Source organism: Pseudomonas sp. Irchel s3b6, assembly GCF_900187415.1.
Lineage (GTDB): Bacteria > Pseudomonadota > Gammaproteobacteria > Pseudomonadales > Pseudomonadaceae > Aquipseudomonas.
On record NZ_FYDM01000016.1, the window covers coordinates 71,451 to 86,782 of the forward strand.

Annotated in this window: 11 protein-coding genes and 1 pseudogene; 6 read left to right on the forward strand and 6 right to left on the reverse strand. The window is 61.6% G+C overall.

All coding sequences use genetic code 11. The features are described 5' to 3' along the window. Positions 1–27: 27 nt before the first annotated feature. A pseudogene (locus CKW07_RS21210) lies at positions 28–1,788 on the forward strand (RHS repeat-associated core domain-containing protein); the annotation flags it as partial. Positions 1,789–1,964: 176 nt separating this feature from the next. Here CKW07_RS21210 and CKW07_RS21215 read toward each other — a convergent pair. Genes CKW07_RS21215 through CKW07_RS21230 form a run of 4 tightly spaced genes read right to left on the reverse strand, consistent with a single transcriptional unit; the run spans position 1,965 to position 4,608 of the window. Further along, positions 1,965–2,204: a Pathogenicity locus gene (locus CKW07_RS21215; protein WP_095146896.1), complete on the reverse strand. Its 240-nt coding sequence runs from the start codon at positions 2,202–2,204 to the stop codon at positions 1,965–1,967. 44 nt (positions 2,205–2,248) lie between these two features. Beyond that, positions 2,249–2,491, reverse strand: coding sequence for a DUF1329 domain-containing protein (locus CKW07_RS25775; protein ID WP_256577087.1), 243 nt, complete (start codon positions 2,489–2,491; stop codon positions 2,249–2,251). A 34-nt stretch (positions 2,492–2,525) separates the two neighbouring features. Continuing rightward, positions 2,526–3,560, reverse strand: a complete 1,035-nt coding sequence (gene astA, locus CKW07_RS21225) for an arginine N-succinyltransferase (protein WP_095146897.1) — start codon at positions 3,558–3,560, stop codon at positions 2,526–2,528. A 31-nt stretch (positions 3,561–3,591) separates the two neighbouring features. After that, positions 3,592–4,608 carry an arginine N-succinyltransferase gene (locus CKW07_RS21230; RefSeq protein ID WP_095146898.1) on the reverse strand — a complete coding sequence of 339 codons (1,017 nt, stop codon included), beginning with the start codon at positions 4,606–4,608 and terminating at the stop codon, positions 3,592–3,594. 520 nt (positions 4,609–5,128) lie between these two features. Between CKW07_RS21230 and CKW07_RS21235 the strand changes: the two genes are divergently transcribed. Further along, entirely contained in the window at positions 5,129–5,713 is a 585-nt protein-coding gene (locus CKW07_RS21235; protein WP_095146921.1) for a histidine phosphatase family protein, read from the forward strand. Beyond that, positions 5,713–6,480: a precorrin-6A synthase (deacetylating) gene (gene cobF, locus CKW07_RS21240; RefSeq protein WP_095146899.1), complete on the forward strand. Its 768-nt coding sequence runs from the start codon at positions 5,713–5,715 to the stop codon at positions 6,478–6,480. Before CKW07_RS21235 ends, cobF begins: the two co-directional genes overlap by 1 nt. Before the next feature lie 7 nt (positions 6,481–6,487). On the opposite strand, the gene CKW07_RS21245 is transcribed toward cobF, so the two are convergent. Next, on the reverse strand, positions 6,488–7,822 hold the full coding sequence (locus tag CKW07_RS21245) for a substrate-binding domain-containing protein (protein ID WP_095146900.1): 1,335 nt from the start codon (positions 7,820–7,822) through the stop codon (positions 6,488–6,490). Positions 7,823–7,957: 135 nt separating this feature from the next. Beyond that, positions 7,958–8,770, reverse strand: a complete 813-nt coding sequence (gene xthA, locus CKW07_RS21250; RefSeq protein ID WP_095146901.1) for an exodeoxyribonuclease III — start codon at positions 8,768–8,770, stop codon at positions 7,958–7,960. Positions 8,771–8,945: 175 nt separating this feature from the next. Here xthA and CKW07_RS21255 point away from each other — a divergent pair, with 175 nt between their 5' ends. The 3 genes from CKW07_RS21255 to CKW07_RS21265 all read left to right on the forward strand — a co-directional run bounded on the left by CKW07_RS21255 (position 8,946) and on the right by CKW07_RS21265 (position 15,057). Next, positions 8,946–9,596: an N-acetyltransferase gene (locus tag CKW07_RS21255; RefSeq protein ID WP_095146902.1), complete on the forward strand. Its 651-nt coding sequence runs from the start codon at positions 8,946–8,948 to the stop codon at positions 9,594–9,596. 65 nt (positions 9,597–9,661) lie between these two features. Beyond that, positions 9,662–11,389, forward strand: a complete 1,728-nt coding sequence (locus CKW07_RS21260) for an autotransporter assembly complex family protein (protein WP_095146903.1) — start codon at positions 9,662–9,664, stop codon at positions 11,387–11,389. After that, positions 11,386–15,057 carry a translocation/assembly module TamB domain-containing protein gene (locus tag CKW07_RS21265; RefSeq protein ID WP_095146904.1) on the forward strand — a complete coding sequence of 1,224 codons (3,672 nt, stop codon included), beginning with the start codon at positions 11,386–11,388 and terminating at the stop codon, positions 15,055–15,057. Before CKW07_RS21260 ends, CKW07_RS21265 begins: the two co-directional genes overlap by 4 nt. The last annotated feature ends 275 nt before the right edge of the window (positions 15,058–15,332 follow it).

Sequence of the window (15,332 nt, forward strand, 5' to 3'; positions counted from 1 at the left end):
ATTCTGCACCAGAGACATCGGATGCTCGCACCTGCCCAGTACCGCTATGACGTCCAGGACCGACGGCTGCACGTGACCTTGCCGGACGGCGCAATCCGCACCTTCAGCTACAACGACCGTGGCCAGGTGACGGCCGAGCAGGATGAGCTGGGGCAGGTCATATGCTACGAGTACGACGACAAACTGCACCTGCTCAGGCGTCGGATCAATGCCGATGGCACTCAGCTTCGTTATGGTTATGACGATGCCCGGCGGTTGCTCTGCGAGATCGAAAACGAGATTGGCGAACAGTATCGGCTGGTGTACGGCCGCACCGGACTGATCGAGCAGGAAACCGGTTTCGACGGGCGGCGCACGACTTATCGCTACGACCCCAAGGGGCATCTGCTGGAGAAAACCGAGTTCGGCGATGACGGCGCTACACTGATCACCGGTTACCGGCGTGACGGGGTAGGGCGCCTGCTGATCAAGACCTTGCCAGATGGCAATCAGGTCGAGTATGGCTACGACAGCCTCGGCCGACTGCTGAGGGTCGAAGATGGCAATCACTGGCCACTCAACTTCACGTACGACCTCCAGGCCCGCTTGATCAGCGAGCATCAGGGCTGGGCTCGCTTGTGTTACCGCTACGATGAAGCTGGCCGACTCAACCAGGTGCAGTTGCCGGACAACCGCGTCCTCGACTATCGCTACGCCGAGGACGGTATGTTGTCTGCCATTGATTTCGATGGCGAGCGGCTGACCCGTCATCACTTTGAATCCGGTCGCGAGCAGGAGCGCCAGCAAGGCCCATTGCTCAGCGACTACCACTACGACGAACAGGGTCGGTTGCAGGTTCATGCGCTCAGCCGACCCGACCGTCCGCTGTACATGCGCCACTACAGCTATGGGGTCAACGGCAACCTGGCGACCATCGCCGACAGTCGCCACGGCCAGCGCAGCTACTATTACGATGCACGTAACCGTCTGGTCCGTGTGCGTCACGCGCGTGGCGAAGCGACGCAGCAGTTCACCTACGACCCGCTCGGCAACGGCCGGCAAGGCGACCGTCTCTGTGAATATGACGCCTTTGGCAACCTGGTCTGTGAGCGCCAGGCTAGCGATCCCTCGCTCGTGACCCAGTACCGCTACGACTGTCAGCACCGATTGGTCGGCGTGATCCTGCCCAGTGGCCGCTTGGCGACCTACCGTTATGATGCCTTTGGTCGGCGCACGGCCAAAACAGTCGATGGCAACACTTGCGAATTCTTCTGGCAAGGCGAGCAACTGGTCGCCGAATGCTCCGGCGAGCATGATCGTAGCTACGTGTTCGAGCCCGGCACGTTCCGTCCGCTGGCGATGCTTGACCGTCACGGTTCGGGGCCAGCGCGCTCGTTCTACTACCAGCTCGATCACTTGGGCACCCCGCAGGAGCTCACGGACAGCCGCGGCGAGATCGCCTGGGTCGCCACCTACCGCGCCCATGGCCAACTCGCCAGCCTCAGGCACTTCGGTGAGGAGCCGCTGGAGCAGCCACTGCGGTTTCAGGGGCAGTACTTCGACGCTGAAAGTGGCCTGCACTACAACATGCATCGCTACTACAGCCCGGGCCTTGGCCGGTACCTGACCCCGGCTGCGAACAGGCTGGCAGGTGGGCTCAACGCTTATCTCTACACACCGAACCCGACGGGCTGGGTCAACCCATTGGGGCTCACCCCTTGTCCGGCGGGCGCCCGACGCGAACCGGTCCCGGAGGTGGAGGATCCGACGAGCAAGGCATGGGTCGATGGGGGGGAGCCGACGGTGCCAGGGCCGTGGATACAGGCCGGTTCCCAGCTCAAGTAAATGGCCGCATTCCCGTCTGTCAGTTTTTTAATGAGGTGCGGCTCTTTTCACGAAATTCTCACATTCGCAGGTGCAGATTGATCAGACAAAAGGACTTGACCCCATAGACAGAGAACCCGCCATGCGCGGGTTTTTTGTTGTCAATCTGCCAGCATTTTCGCCTGGGTTATTGCCGCCTCAATCGCTGCTCGTGCCTGGGGGCTGTTCTTCCAGCAACTGGACCCGACGATGGCCGACGCCTGGGTCACGATCTCAAGCGCATTGGCCTGGCCCAGTTGCGCCAGTGAGCTGAACCCCAATTGCTCCAACCGACGGACGACTGTCGGGCCGACTCCTTTGACGCTTAACAGTGTTTGCGTTTCTTCCGTTGAAAATCCCATGGCAACTCCTTTTTCCAGATTCGCGACACTGTAGCCCATGCCTGTCATGAATGGAGCTGGAATAAGCGCGATTCACGGTTGCGGTCAGGGTTTGACGCCACGCAACACAGGATCTGGTCAGCGCTCACGCTGGGTTCATCGATCCGGTAGTTGTGGTACGGGATGTAGATTTCTTTTTTGCCGACGATGATCCAGTTGTGGCGATCCGGGGCTCCGCTGAACAAGCGGTCTTCGTCATATGCCCGGAAGCCGCCCGCGCGCAGCTCGGCGACCCGCGCCAGCAGCATCCGGCGCGGGTGATTTGAGCGTGTGTTTGAACCTTTACGCGGCCACTGCCTGCTGCTGTTGCTTGAACAACGGCACGCCCCGCACCGAGTCGCCCGGCTGCAGCTGCAGACGCTTGGCGATCAGGCGGTCGACCAGCAGGTGGTTGCCGTGCAGTTGGGCGCGCGCGGTGGTGATGCGGCAATTTTCCAGGCGCCGGTTATGGATCAGCCAGGTCGGTGCGTGGTCGTCGGGTGTGCCGATGGCCAGCGCCAGCGTCTGGCTGTCACGCACGGCGCGGATGTCGGGTATCCGGGCTTCTATCACCGGGCCGGCGTCGAAGATGTCGATGTAGCCCTGATGGGAAAAACCTTCGGCGCAAAGGATTCTGCGGGCCGGTTCCGAATTGCTGTGGGCCTTGCCAATCACCGCTTGGGCTTGTTCGGTGAGTAGGCAGGTGTACAGCGGCTGGCGCGGCATCAGTTCGGCGATGAAGGCTTTGTTGCCGAGCCCGGACAGGTGATCGGCGTGGCTGAAATCCATCTTGAAAAAGTGCCGGCCCAGGCTGTCCCAGAAGGGCGAACAGCCTTGTTCATCCGCGCTGCCCCGGAGCTCGGCAATCAGTTTTTCACCGAACAACTGCGGGTATTCGGCGACAAACAGCAAGCGTGCCACGGACAACAGGCGACCGTTATGGCCCCGGCGCTGATCCGGGTGCAGGAACAGCGAGCAGACTTCCGATTGGCCGGTCATTTCGTTGCTCAGAAACAAGGTCGGGATCTGGCGCTGGATACCCAGGTCTGTCGAGGTATTGACCGTCATCCCCAGGCGGTAGTTGTACCAGGGCTCTCGCAGACCAATGGCACCGCTCAGGGCGCTGATACCGATGACTTGCTGGTCGTCATCCTCGAGTACGAACAGATAGTCGGCGTCGGCCTTTTCAACCTGGTTGGCGAAGGTGCGCTGGGCCCAGCGCAGGCGATGGCTCAAGCGCTCTTCGTTGGCGGGTAGGGTGGTGAAGCCGGGGCCGGCGCGTTGTGCCAGTGCCAGCAGCGCACGCAGGTCAGTCAGTTGAGCCGGGCGCACGATCATGATGGGGCTCCTTGAATGCCGAAGACCCAGGTCATAGGGCAACCAGCCGGACCGGACTGCCGTCGGCCAGTTGCAGGGCACCCAGCGTGGCGGTATCGAGCATGACCGGTTCACCTGCGCTCCAGTCCAGCTCGATGACCATTGCCCGGTAGTGTGGCAGGGCGTCATTGCTGACCAGGTACGGTGTCTTGCCAAGGGCCTGTGTACCTGCCCGCGCAACGGCCAGACGCGAATCAGCGATCGAACGAATGCTCGGGGGGCGCGCAAACAGCGTGGGGCCGCCGTCGAACAGGTCGATGTAGCTGTTGGTTTCGAAACCTTCACGCTCAAGGATATCGAAGGCTTCCTGGCCATCGGGATGAATCCTGCCAATGCACGCCTGGGCCTCGGGTGACAGCATGGGCACGTAGATCGGGTAGTGCGGCATCAACTCGGCAAGAAAGGAGCGGTTTTGCAGGCCGCACAGGCGTTCGGCTTCGGTGTAGGGCAGGTCGAAGAAGTGCTTGCCCAAGGCGTTCCAGAAGGGTGACTCGCCGGCATCGTCACTGTAGCCGACGATCTCCGTGATCACCGCGTCGGAAAAGCGTTGGGGGTGGGCGGCGATGAACAACAGTCGTGCCCGCGACAGCAGTTCCGAGAGAGGCGTACGTTCAAGCTCGGCGTTGATATGAAAGCCGCGCAACAGAGTGTGGGCGTTCAGGTCCTGGCACAGCGACAGCGCGGGCACGCCGTGATGGATGTTCAGCTCACGGGACTCACTGGTAAAGGGGCGATTGCGCAGGCTGTAGAAGGCTTCGTTGAAACCCGCGGTGGCGAGGATCTCCGAACAGCCCAACAGCTGCTGGCTGGCCAGATCCTCAAGCACGAAGAAGTAGTTTTCCGGGCCATTGCGCTGCACCTCGCTGGAAAACGAAGCGCAGGAACCGAGGATTTTCTGGCGTAGACGCTCGGTATCGTCTGGCAGGGACGTGACGCCCACCAGGCTTTCACGTGCAAGCTGCTGCAACTGGGGGAGGTCGGATAACTGAACTGGGCGTAAAGCCAGCATGGATGTACTCCTGTATCTGAATGACCTGGCGGTTTCCGTTGCCAGGTTTGACTATCACTGTCGGTTTCCACGCGTTGCTATGGCGGTTGGCCAACCCCTGTCAGCGTCCGTCGGGTGTATCGCTCAACGGCCTCTGTCGGTTGATGGCGAGGGGCGCCAATGTGCGGCTGGCAACCGCTAAAAGGGTTGCCGGATCGCGGCTCTGCAGTTTTCCATAGTAGTTGATCCCCCGTAGGTGCTGCAGCATTATGCGGGCCGGTCGGTGAATTTTTTTCAGTGGCTGACAAAGTGATGAAAAATCGCGAAGTCCTTGTCTGATAATGGATTAAAAGGGTTAAGCGATAGGCGCAAGGTATTACATATTGGTGTGTAAAAACTCGGCTCCTTGTAGGACCGCTTCGGCGCAGAAGTTTCACCCTGTACGGGTATAGAGGCTCGCCGGCGCCCGTTGTTCCGCCACGAATGTATTTGCATGCTGATTGCTTGCCCTTTTTTTACCCCTATTTCAGAGTGCTCCTACGTGTCGGTAACCCGCTTGACCTTGATCTGCCATGCCAGAACCGTCGCACAAAAACTGGCGCGCTTTCCGATGGATGAGCCACTGGAAATGGATTGGCAGACGGTCAAGGGCAGCCGGGCCGGTCGATTCCGGCAGCCGCCACAGCTGCTCGCCGGGCCGGAAATCCGTGCCCGGCAGACCGCAGCGTTATTTGGTAGCGACGTGCAGTGCGTGCCGGCGCTGAGGGATTACGATTTCGGACGCTGGCACGGGCTGCGCATCAACGACTTGCACAAGGCCGAGCCTGAAGCGTTGCAGGTCTGGCTCGGCGATCCGCACGCAGCCCCCCATGGCGGGGAGTCGGTGACGCAACTGTGCCAGCGAGTGGGGCTCTGGCTGGATGAGCTCAGCACAAGGCCCGGGCATTTCCTGGCCATCACCCACCCGTTCGTGATTCGCGCTGCCCTGTTGCAAGCCCTGCAGTGCCCACCGGGGGCCTTCCACCAGATCGATGTCCTGCCACTCTCAAGCGTCGAGCTGCACTTCAATGGCCGCTGGCGATTGCGCTTGACCGATAGGGTCGCACCCGCCGAGGAGGAGCATTGATGAAGCAGTTGCTGGTTATCGGTATCGGCGCGGGCAATCCCGACTACATCACCATGCAGGCGGTCAAGGCGCTGAACCGGGTCGATGTGTTCTTCCTGATGGACAAGGGCCAGAGCAAGGACACCTTGATCGACCTGCGTCGCGACATCTGCGCGCGCTATATCACTGATCCGGGTTACCGCTTCGTCGAAGCCCACAGTCCTGAGCGCGTTCGCGGCGATACCGACTACAACGCCAGTGTCGAGGCGCTTAATCGCGACAAGCAACGGACCTTCGAACGGCTGATCAACGATCACATGGCGGATGGCGAATGTGCGGCGTTTCTGGTGTGGGGCGATCCGTCCTTGTACGACAGCACTGTGCGGATCTTGCAGACGATCCTCGAGTCGGGTCGCTGCTTCTTCGAGTTCGAGGTCATCCCTGGCATCAGCAGCGTCCAGGCACTGGCGGCGCAGCACAAGGTGCCGTTGAACGGCATTGGCCGCTCCATCGAAATCACCACCGGCCGGCGCTTGGCGCAGGGGCAGGTCAGCGATGCCGACAGCCTGGTGGTGATGCTGGATGCGCAAGACGCCTATCAGCAGATTGCCGATCAGGAACTACAGATTTACTGGGGGGCCTACCTGGGCACGCCGGATGAGATTCTGATCGCCGGCAAGCTCAAGGAGGTGGCCGGCGAGGTAGAGCGGGTGAGGAAAGCCGCGCGGCTGGCCAACGGCTGGATCATGGACACTTACCTGATTCGCAAGCCTGAATCGTCGCAGTGAGGCGGTGTCAGTAGACCCAGACCTCTACCCGGCGATTCTTGACGCGCCCTTCATCGTCACTGTTGGCCGCCACCGGCATCTGTGCGCCAAAACCACGGACCTCCCGTAGCACCACACCCCGTTTCGCCAGTTCACGGCGCACCGCCATGGCCCGTAGTTTCGAGAGCAGGGCGGCGCGATCCGGGTCGCTCTTGGCATCGCCGAAGCCAACCAGTGTCACCTGTCTGTTGAGTTTGTCGTGCTGCTTTAAATAGTCGAACACCCGCGACAGGTCTTCTCGGGCCTTGTTGTCCAGGCTGGCGCTGCCTTCCTCGAAACGGAAGTTCACCGTCAGCCGCTGTGCCTGCCGGGCAAGGGCCTGGTAGTCATCCGGCAGTTGCCCGCCCGGGGGGACGGTCATGGCCTGCACGGTCTGCGCAATAAACCCGTTGGCGGCGACAATCGCTTGGCCCTTGCGGCTCTGGGCAAAACTCACCAGCGCCCGGGCCCATGGATTGTCGGCGTTGGGCGGCAGGTAGAAATACAGCCGGCGGGACAGGGGGTAGTCCTCGGTGGCGATCAGGCTGTTGAGTGGCAGCATGGGTTGCGAGGCTCCGTCGACAATCTCCACCGCCTTGGCCTGGCGCACATAGGGCAGCGCGATGAAGCCGATGCCCTGTGGGTCCTGGCTGACCGCATCGGACAGTTGCTCGCTGGACTCGAATCGCCTGGCCGAACCCGCCAGTGTGTTACCGCGATCACTCAGTACCAGCTCCTTGAAGGTGTCATAGGTGCCCGACCGGTCATCCCGGGCATACAGGTGCACTGGCCCACCGATGCCACCGAGTTGTTCCCAGGTGGTCGCTTCACCGCTGAAGACCTGTGCCAACTGGTCGGTGTTCAATTGGGTCAGTGGATTGTCCGGGTGCAGGATAATGGCCAGGCCATCGATGGCGATCACATGCTCGGCGTTGGGGGCTTTCAGGTTGCCAAGGGCCTGGAGGTCCACCCGTTCGCTGTCCTTGATTGGGCGCGAGGAAGCCGCCAGGTCGGCGCGGGCGTTGTTCAGGGCAACAAAGCCGGTGCTGGAGCCGTGGGCGGCGATGTCCACGCTCACCTGGCGACCTTCAGTTGTCTGGCCGACAATCCGTTGCTCGTTGTTACCCGAGGCTTCACTGTGGACCTTGAGCAGGCCTTGCTCGTGCATCAAGCCTTTGACCAGTGCAGGGGCCAGGGCGGCGCCGATGGTGTTGGAGCCCTGGATACGCAAGGCCGTGCCTTGCTCGGGTATCGGCAGTTGGCTGGCGTAGGCAGAGAGTGGCTGCAAGCCGCAGAGCAGCAGCGATAACAGAGCACGCAGCATGGGGCCGACACCTTAAAGGCCAAGGGAAGTGCGACGACAATAAGTCATTAAAGTGTCTGAAATATGACGGTAGCACGCCGCAGACCGTCCCCCCTGCGCAAGCTGAGGGAGCGATCCCGGCGATCGGCGGGGGGATCAGCTCAACTCAAGCCAGATCGGCGCATGGTCCGAAGGTTTTTCCATGCCGCGCAGGTCATAGTCGACACCGGCGTCCTTGATCCTTGGCAACAACGCCTGGGATGCCAGGATCAGGTCGATCCGCAGGCCGCGCTTGGGTTCGTCTTCAAAGCCGCGGCTGCGGTAGTCGAACCAGCTGAAGCGATCGGCCACGTCCGGGTTCAGGTGACGGAAGCTGTCCACCAGGCCCCAGTTTTTCAGGCGGGCCATCCACTCGCGCTCTTCGGGCAGAAAGCTGCATTTACCGGTTTTCAGCCAGCGCTTCATGTTGTCCGGGCCGATGCCGATGTCACAGTCTTGCGGGGAGATGTTCACGTCACCCATCACCACCAGTGGCTGGTCGTTGCTGAACCGGGTTTCCAGCAGGGCTTGCAGGTCGCTGTAGAAACGCGCCTTGGCCGGGAATTTGGTGGGGTGGTCACGGCTTTCGCCTTGTGGGAAATAGCCATTCATGATGGTCACGGGCGTGCCATGGGCATCGGCGAAGGTGCCCCAGATGAAGCGCCGCTGGGCGTCTTCTTCATCGCCGTCAAAGCCTTTGTGAATCTCCAGGGGCGCCTGGCGCGAGAGCAGGGCAACGCCGTAATGGCCTTTTTGCCCATGGTAATGCACGTGGTAACCCAGCGCCTGGACCTCGGCGAGCGGGAATTGGTCGTCGTGGACCTTGGTTTCCTGCAGGCCGATGACATCTGGCTGGTGCTTATCGATCAGTGCCGCCAACTGATGGGGGCGGGCGCGCAGGCCATTGATATTGAACGAGACGATCTTCATGGTCGACAGCCCTAGCAAAACTGCGATGCTAGCTGACCTGCGGCATGGGGGCCAGCGTGGCAGTAGTCTGTCTGCGCTGCTAATGTCTTTGAGCGTAGGAAAGATCGCTACTGTGCCGGGATCGTACGACAAAGAGCGGGGCCTTTTGAGTCTCGCCCAGGGGAGATAGACCGCCATGCCTGAAACTTCGACCGCCATCGCTGACATTCACCGGCTCGACAGCGGCTATTCGCGTGAAGCGCGTTCCTTGCTGTACCAGGCTTACCGGCACGAGCCGACCTTCAAGTTCCTATTCGAGGCCGAGCGTCCCGGCTATGAGCAGCGTGTGCGGGCCACGGTACGGGAACTGGTCAAGCAGCATTTTCTCCAGGAACTGCCGGCCATCGGACTGGTAGTCAATGACCGGTTGATCGGCATTGCCCTGATCGCGCCGCCGCAACGACGGCTGGGCATTACCGAAAGCTGGGCCTGGCGCCTGCGGATGGTGCTGAGTACCGGTTTTCGCTGCACCCGTCGTTACCTGGACTATCACGCGGCCGTCACGGCTTGCATCCCTTCGGACTCGGTGCATGTGTTGCCGTTGCTGGGGATTCACCCGCAGTTTCAAGGCCAGCACTTCGGCGAGCAGCTACTCCAGGCGGTGCACAACTGGTGTGCGGTCGATGAGCATTCCCGGGGGGTGGTACTCGACACGGGGAATCCGCTTTATCTGGAGTTCTACAAGCGTCAGGGTTACGAGGAAATCGGTGAAGTGGCTGTCGGGCCAATCCGCGAGCACGTGTTTTTTCACGCCAATCCCCAGGTACTAAACAGCGCTACGGGTTAACGCCGAACTTTTGTTCAGATTGTTCGCTCTATCACGCTCCCACGCTCGTGATAGCATCCGCGCCTATGAAGTTTCCAGGAAGATTTACCAGTGGCTTGCTCGTGCTGTTCAGCAGCGCAGGCGCACTGGCGCAAAGTGAATTGGACGTCAGGATCAAACCGTCCAACGATGAGCTGAAGGCCAATATCGAAGGCTATATCGGAGGGCTCGGTGATCGTGACGAGGACGCCTTGCTGCGCTTCAGTCGCGGCGCCGAAGAGCAGGCGCGCAAGGCCGCCCAGGCCCTGGGTTACTACCAGCCCCATATAGAAAGCGAAGTCAAAAACGGCAAGTCGCCGCGACTGGTGTTGAACATCGACCCCGGCGAACCGGTGCGCCTGCGCAACGTGACCATCCGCGTCGAAGGGCCCGCGGCCTCCCTCAAGTCCTTTCGTGTGCCCAAGAGTGATGTGCTCAAGCCCGGTGCCGTGCTCAACCACGGTCATTACGAAGATGCCAAGCGCCTGATACAGAACCAGGCCTCGCGTTTCGGCTTTTTCAGTGGTCGCTTTACCCGCCAGAAACTGTTGGTGGACCCGCGAGCCGGGGTCGCCGACATCGAACTGGTCTATGAAAGCGGCCCGCGTTATGCGTTGGGCCAGGTCAGTTTTGCCGGTGATACACCGTTCGACGAGGACCTGTTGCAGCGCATGGTTCCGTTCAAAAACGGCGCTCCTTATGATTCCGAACTGATCGCCGAGCTCAGTCAGGCCTTGCAGTCGAGCGGCTATTTCGAGTCGGTGCGGGTCGACGCCACGCCCACCTCGGCGGCCAACGAGGTGATTCCGGTGGCGGTCAATCTGGACGCCCGCAAGCCACGCACCATGGGCCTGGGTTTGGGCTACTCCACGGACGTCGGTCCGCGGGCCAAGGCCAACTGGACGCGTCACTGGGTCAACCCCCAAGGCCACAGCTACGGCTGGGAAGCCGAACTCTCGGCACCCCGGCAGAACGTTGGCCTCTGGTACGACGTACCGCTGGACCCACCCCTCACCGACAAACTGCGGTTTGCCGGGGGCTATCAAAATGAAGAGCTGGCCAACACCGACAGCTTGAGCAAGCTGCTGACCCTGGGCCCGGAATGGCACAGCAAGTTGCCCAGTGGCTGGCAACGGGTGATCTCGTTGAAATGGCAACGCGAGGAATACCGCCTTGGCGATGACTCGGGCCTGAGCAACCTGCTGATGCCCGGCGTGAGCTACTCCTACCTGCGCAGTGACAACCGGATCGACCCGCACAAAGGCTATCGCCTGCAGTTCGACAGCAAGGTCGCCAAGGAAGGGCTGGGCTCGGACAACAATCTTCTGTATGGCACGGCGCTGGTCAAAGGCTTGACCACGGTGTTCGACAATCATCGGTTCCTGGCCCGCGCGCAAGTCGGCGGTTCGGCCACCAATGGCTACAAATCCATTCCACCGTCCTTGCGCTTCTTCGCCGGTGGCGATCAGAGCGTGCGTGGCTACGACTACCAGAGCCTGTCCCCGGAAAACAATGAAGGCGACCGCATTGGCGGGCGCTACATGGTCACGGGCAGTCTTGAGTATCAGTACTCCATCGCCGAAAAATGGCGAGTGGCGACCTTCATCGACCAGGGTAACTCGTTCAATACCCTCGAGCTGCCCAGTCTCAAGACCGGGGTTGGCCTTGGCGTGCGCTGGGTTTCACCGGTCGGGCCGATCCGCCTGGATCTGGCCCATGCACTGGATGATCCAGGTGGTATTCGTTTGCACTTTTCCATGGGGCCTGAGCTGTGAAGCGTGGTTTGAAAATAACGCTGCTGGCGACGGTGTCGCTGGTGGCTGTGGTCCTGCTGGGCATCGGCGTGTTGCTGGGTACGCAAGCAGGTAGCCGCTGGGCCCTGGGCCAGGTGCCGGGTTTGACCGTGGACAATTTCCAGGGCCGGCTGGGTGGCCAATGGCGTGCCGATCATCTGGTGTGGCAGCAGGCCGGTGACCGGGTCGAGCTGAGACAGCCGGTGTTTGCCTGGTCGCCCTTGTGCCTGACCCGCATGACCCTGTGCATCGAGCAACTGAAGGCCGAGCAAGTGATTCTGCAATTTGCCCCGGGCAGCGAATCCAGCAGCGGACCGATCAGCCTGCCTGACCTGAAGTTGCCGGTGGCTATCCAGTTGGGAGAGGTGCAGGTCGGTAGCCTGTTGCTCAACGGCAGCGAACAGCTCAAGGACCTGCAACTGGCCGCGCACTGGACGGCCGAGGGGTTGCAGCTCGATTCCGTGCATCTGCAGCGTGACGACCTGAGCCTGGACCTGTCCGGCCTGTTGCAACCGACCGGCAACTGGCCGCTGCAGGCCACCGGCAAGCTGACGTTGCCGGCACCGGGTAGCGCGCCATGGGCGCTGGCGTTGAGGGTTGAAGGCGACCTGTTGAAAACCCTGAACCTGACGGCGGACAGCAGCGGATACCTGCAAGGTCGGTTGACGGGTGAGTTGCAACCGCTGGCGGACAACCTGCCCGCCAAGGTGCGGATCACTGCCGATGGTTTCAAGGCCAGTGCCGACCTGCCCGACACCTTGCAGCTCAATCAGTTGGAACTGACCGGCAACGGTGACCTGAAAAACGGCTATCAATTGCAAGGCAATGCCACATTGCCCGCTGAAGAGGGGCCGGTTGCCTTGCGCCTGCAGGGCCGGGTCGACGCCAGGGGCGCGCAGATCGCCGGGCTGGAATTGAACGCCAGTGACAAGCAGAGCCTGAAACTGACCGGGCAACTGGATTGGTCCGAGGGCTTGAGTGCCGAGGCGAAGATCGATTGGCTGGACTTCCCGTGGCACCGGTTGTACCCGGTGATCGATGAACCCCAAGTGGCACTGCGTAGCTTCAACGCAGAAGCCTCGTACCGCGACGGCAACTACCTGGGCAACTTCAAGGCGGCGCTCGACGGCCCGGCGGGGGCGTTCAGCCTGAGCAGCCCGTTCAGCGGCGACCTGACGAAAATCTTCCTGCCGCAGTTCCAGCTGGCGGCCGGACAGGGCAAGGCCGAGGGGTATCTGAACCTGCAATTTGCCGACGGCATTGCCTGGGACACCGCGCTGGACTTGTCGGCGATCAACCCGGCGTACTGGCTCGCGGAGCTGCCGGGTACCCTGGCCGGTCCCTTGCGCAGCAAGGGTGAGATGAAGAACGAACAACTGAATCTTACGGCCGACCTCGACCTCAAGGGCAAGCTGCGCGGGCAGCCAGCGCTCTTGCAGGCCAAGGCTGAAGGGGCTGGCGAGCGCTGGAACCTGAGCACGCTGCAGATCCGCCTGGGCGAAAACCGCATTGATGGCCGCGCCAGCTTGCAACAGACGCTCGCCGGTCAGCTCGACATCAAGGCGCCGCGTCTCGGCCAGCTCTGGCCGCAGCTGCGTGGCCAGCTCAATGGCCGGGTCGATGTCGCCGGCAGTCTCCAGGCGCCCCAAGGCACCCTCAGCCTGCAAGGTGTGCAGCTGGCGTTCGACGACAATCGCCTGAAAAGCCTGAACCTGGATGCCACCCTGGACAAGGCGCAGTGCGCGAAGATCGACCTCAAGGGCAGCGGTATCGAGGTGGGCGATAGCCAGCTCGGCACGCTGACCGCCAGCGGCCAGGGCGACATCAAGCAGCAGAAGCTGCTACTGGACCTGCAAGGCCCCTTGTTGAAGCTGGCGCTGGGCCTGGACGGCAATCTCGACAAGGGCAACTGGCGCGGCCGTCTGGCCAGCGGTGACATTCAGGCAGGCGGCCAGGACTGGAAGCTGCAAGGGCCAGCGCGGATTGAACGCATGGCTGATGGCAAACTGACCTTCGGCGCCCATTGCTGGATGTCCGGCCCCGCCAGTCTGTGCGGCGAGGACCAACGCCTGATGCCCGAGCCCAAGCTGCGCTATCACCTCAAGCAATTCCCTATCGACAGCTTGGCGCAATGGCTGCCCAAGGACTTTGCCTGGCAGGGCAAGCTCAACGCCGACGTGCAACTGGACCTGCCGGCCAGCGGCCCGAAAGGCCAGATACTGGTCGATGCCAGCGGCGGCACCCTGCGCCTCAAGGAAAAGGAGCAGTGGCTGGACTTCCCATACCAGACCCTGAAGCTGACCAGCACCCTCAACCCCAAGCGCATCGACACGCAGTTGGACTTCGTCGGCGGCAAGCTGGGCGAGCTGATGGTACAGGCGCAGATCAATCCACTGCCCAGGAACAAACCCCTGAGCGGTTCTTTCCGCCTGAGCGGGTTGGACCTGTCGGTGGCGCGCCCCTTCGTGCCGATGGTCGAGAAACTGGCCGGGCGCCTGAACGGCAGCGGCAGTTTGTCCGGCGGGCTATTGGCGCCGCAGGTCAATGGCAACCTGACCTTGAGCGACGGTGAAATCTCCGGGCCGGAACTGCCGACGCGTCTCGAGGCGTTACAGGTCAAGGCGCAGATCGCCGGTGAAAACGTGCAACTCAACGGTGGCTGGAAAAGTGGCAAGAACGGGCAGGGTAGCCTGAACGGGCACGTCGCCTGGGGGCAGGCATTGGTGGTGGACCTGAGCCTCAAGGGGCAGCAACTGCCAGTAACGGTCGAGCCCTACGCGGCGCTGGAAGTGGCGCCGGACCTGACTATCTCGATCAAGGACGACAAGCTGGCGATTACCGGCAAGGTGCGGGTGCCCAAGGGTGAGATCACCGTGCGCGAGTTGCCGCCCTCGACGGTCAAGGTCTCCGATGACACGGTGATCGTCGGTCATCAGACCGAGGAGGGCAAAACACCGATGGCCATGGCGATGGACATCGACGTGGTGGTGGGCGAGGACAAACTGAGCTTTGCCGGTTTCGGCCTGACGGCCAACCTGCAAGGTCACGTGCACATCGGCGACAACATGGATACCCGCGGCGAGCTCTGGCTCAACGACGGCCGTTACCGTGCCTACGGCCAGCGCCTGACGGTACGGCGTGCGCGGCTATTCTTCACCGGGCCCATCGACCAGCCGTACCTGGATATCGAAGCGGTGCGTCAGACCGACGACGTGATTGCCGGTATTCGCCTGAGCGGCAGTGCCGAGCAGCCGACGACGCAAATCTTCTCGGAGCCGGCCATGAGCCAGGAGCAGGCATTGTCCTACCTGGTGCTCGGACGTCCGCTGAGCAGCAACGGCGAAGACAACAACATGCTCGCGCAAGCCGCCTTGGGCCTGGGGCTGATGGGCAGCTCGGATCTGACCGGCAGCCTGGCCAAGAACCTGGGTATTCAGGATTTCCAGCTCGACACCCAAGGCAGCGGCACCACCACCAGCGTGGTGGCCAGTGGCAACATCTCCGAGAAGCTCAGCTTGCGTTATGGCGTTGGCGTGTTCGAACCGGCCAGCACCATCGCCTTGCGCTACAAACTGAGCAAAAAGGTCTTTCTGGAAGCCGCCAGCGGTATCGCCAGTTCCCTGGATATCTTTTACAAGCGGGATTTTTGAGGCACCAGCACGTGCTTGTGGCGAGGGCGCTTGCTCCCGCTGGGGGGGGCGAAGCGCCCCCAACTAAGCGATCGCGGTGAGTAGTTTTGGTTCTTCACGGATTACCGGGAAAAACGCTCTGGATCTTCATGAAAATTGTGTACGGATTCAGCTTCGTGGATTAAATCCAGGGCGTGCTTTCTGTAGGAGGGTGCGTGCTCGCGAAGCATTCAAGGGCACCGAGTAGATCCAGAGTGCGCGCGTTATCGTTGACGACCATCGCGAGCGGGCTCGCT

Bases quoted from the DNA above. Each gene is read 5' to 3' on its own strand.
- CKW07_RS21260 (WP_095146903.1), top strand. From the start codon at position 9,662: ATGAAGTTTCCAGGAAGATTTACCAGTGGCTTGCTCGTGCTGTTCAGC.
- CKW07_RS21245 (WP_095146900.1), bottom strand. From the start codon at position 7,822: ATGCTGCGTGCTCTGTTATCGCTGCTGCTCTGCGGCTTGCAGCCACTC.
- astA (WP_095146897.1), bottom strand. From the start codon at position 3,560: ATGATCGTGCGCCCGGCTCAACTGACTGACCTGCGTGCGCTGCTGGCA.
- xthA (WP_095146901.1), bottom strand. From the start codon at position 8,770: ATGAAGATCGTCTCGTTCAATATCAATGGCCTGCGCGCCCGCCCCCAT.
- cobF (WP_095146899.1), top strand. From the start codon at position 5,713: ATGAAGCAGTTGCTGGTTATCGGTATCGGCGCGGGCAATCCCGACTAC.
- CKW07_RS21230 (WP_095146898.1), bottom strand. From the start codon at position 4,608: ATGCTGGCTTTACGCCCAGTTCAGTTATCCGACCTCCCCCAGTTGCAG.
- CKW07_RS25775 (WP_256577087.1), bottom strand. From the start codon at position 2,491: ATGCTGCTGGCGCGGGTCGCCGAGCTGCGCGCGGGCGGCTTCCGGGCA.
- CKW07_RS21215 (WP_095146896.1), bottom strand. From the start codon at position 2,204: ATGGGATTTTCAACGGAAGAAACGCAAACACTGTTAAGCGTCAAAGGA.
- CKW07_RS21255 (WP_095146902.1), top strand. From the start codon at position 8,946: ATGCCTGAAACTTCGACCGCCATCGCTGACATTCACCGGCTCGACAGC.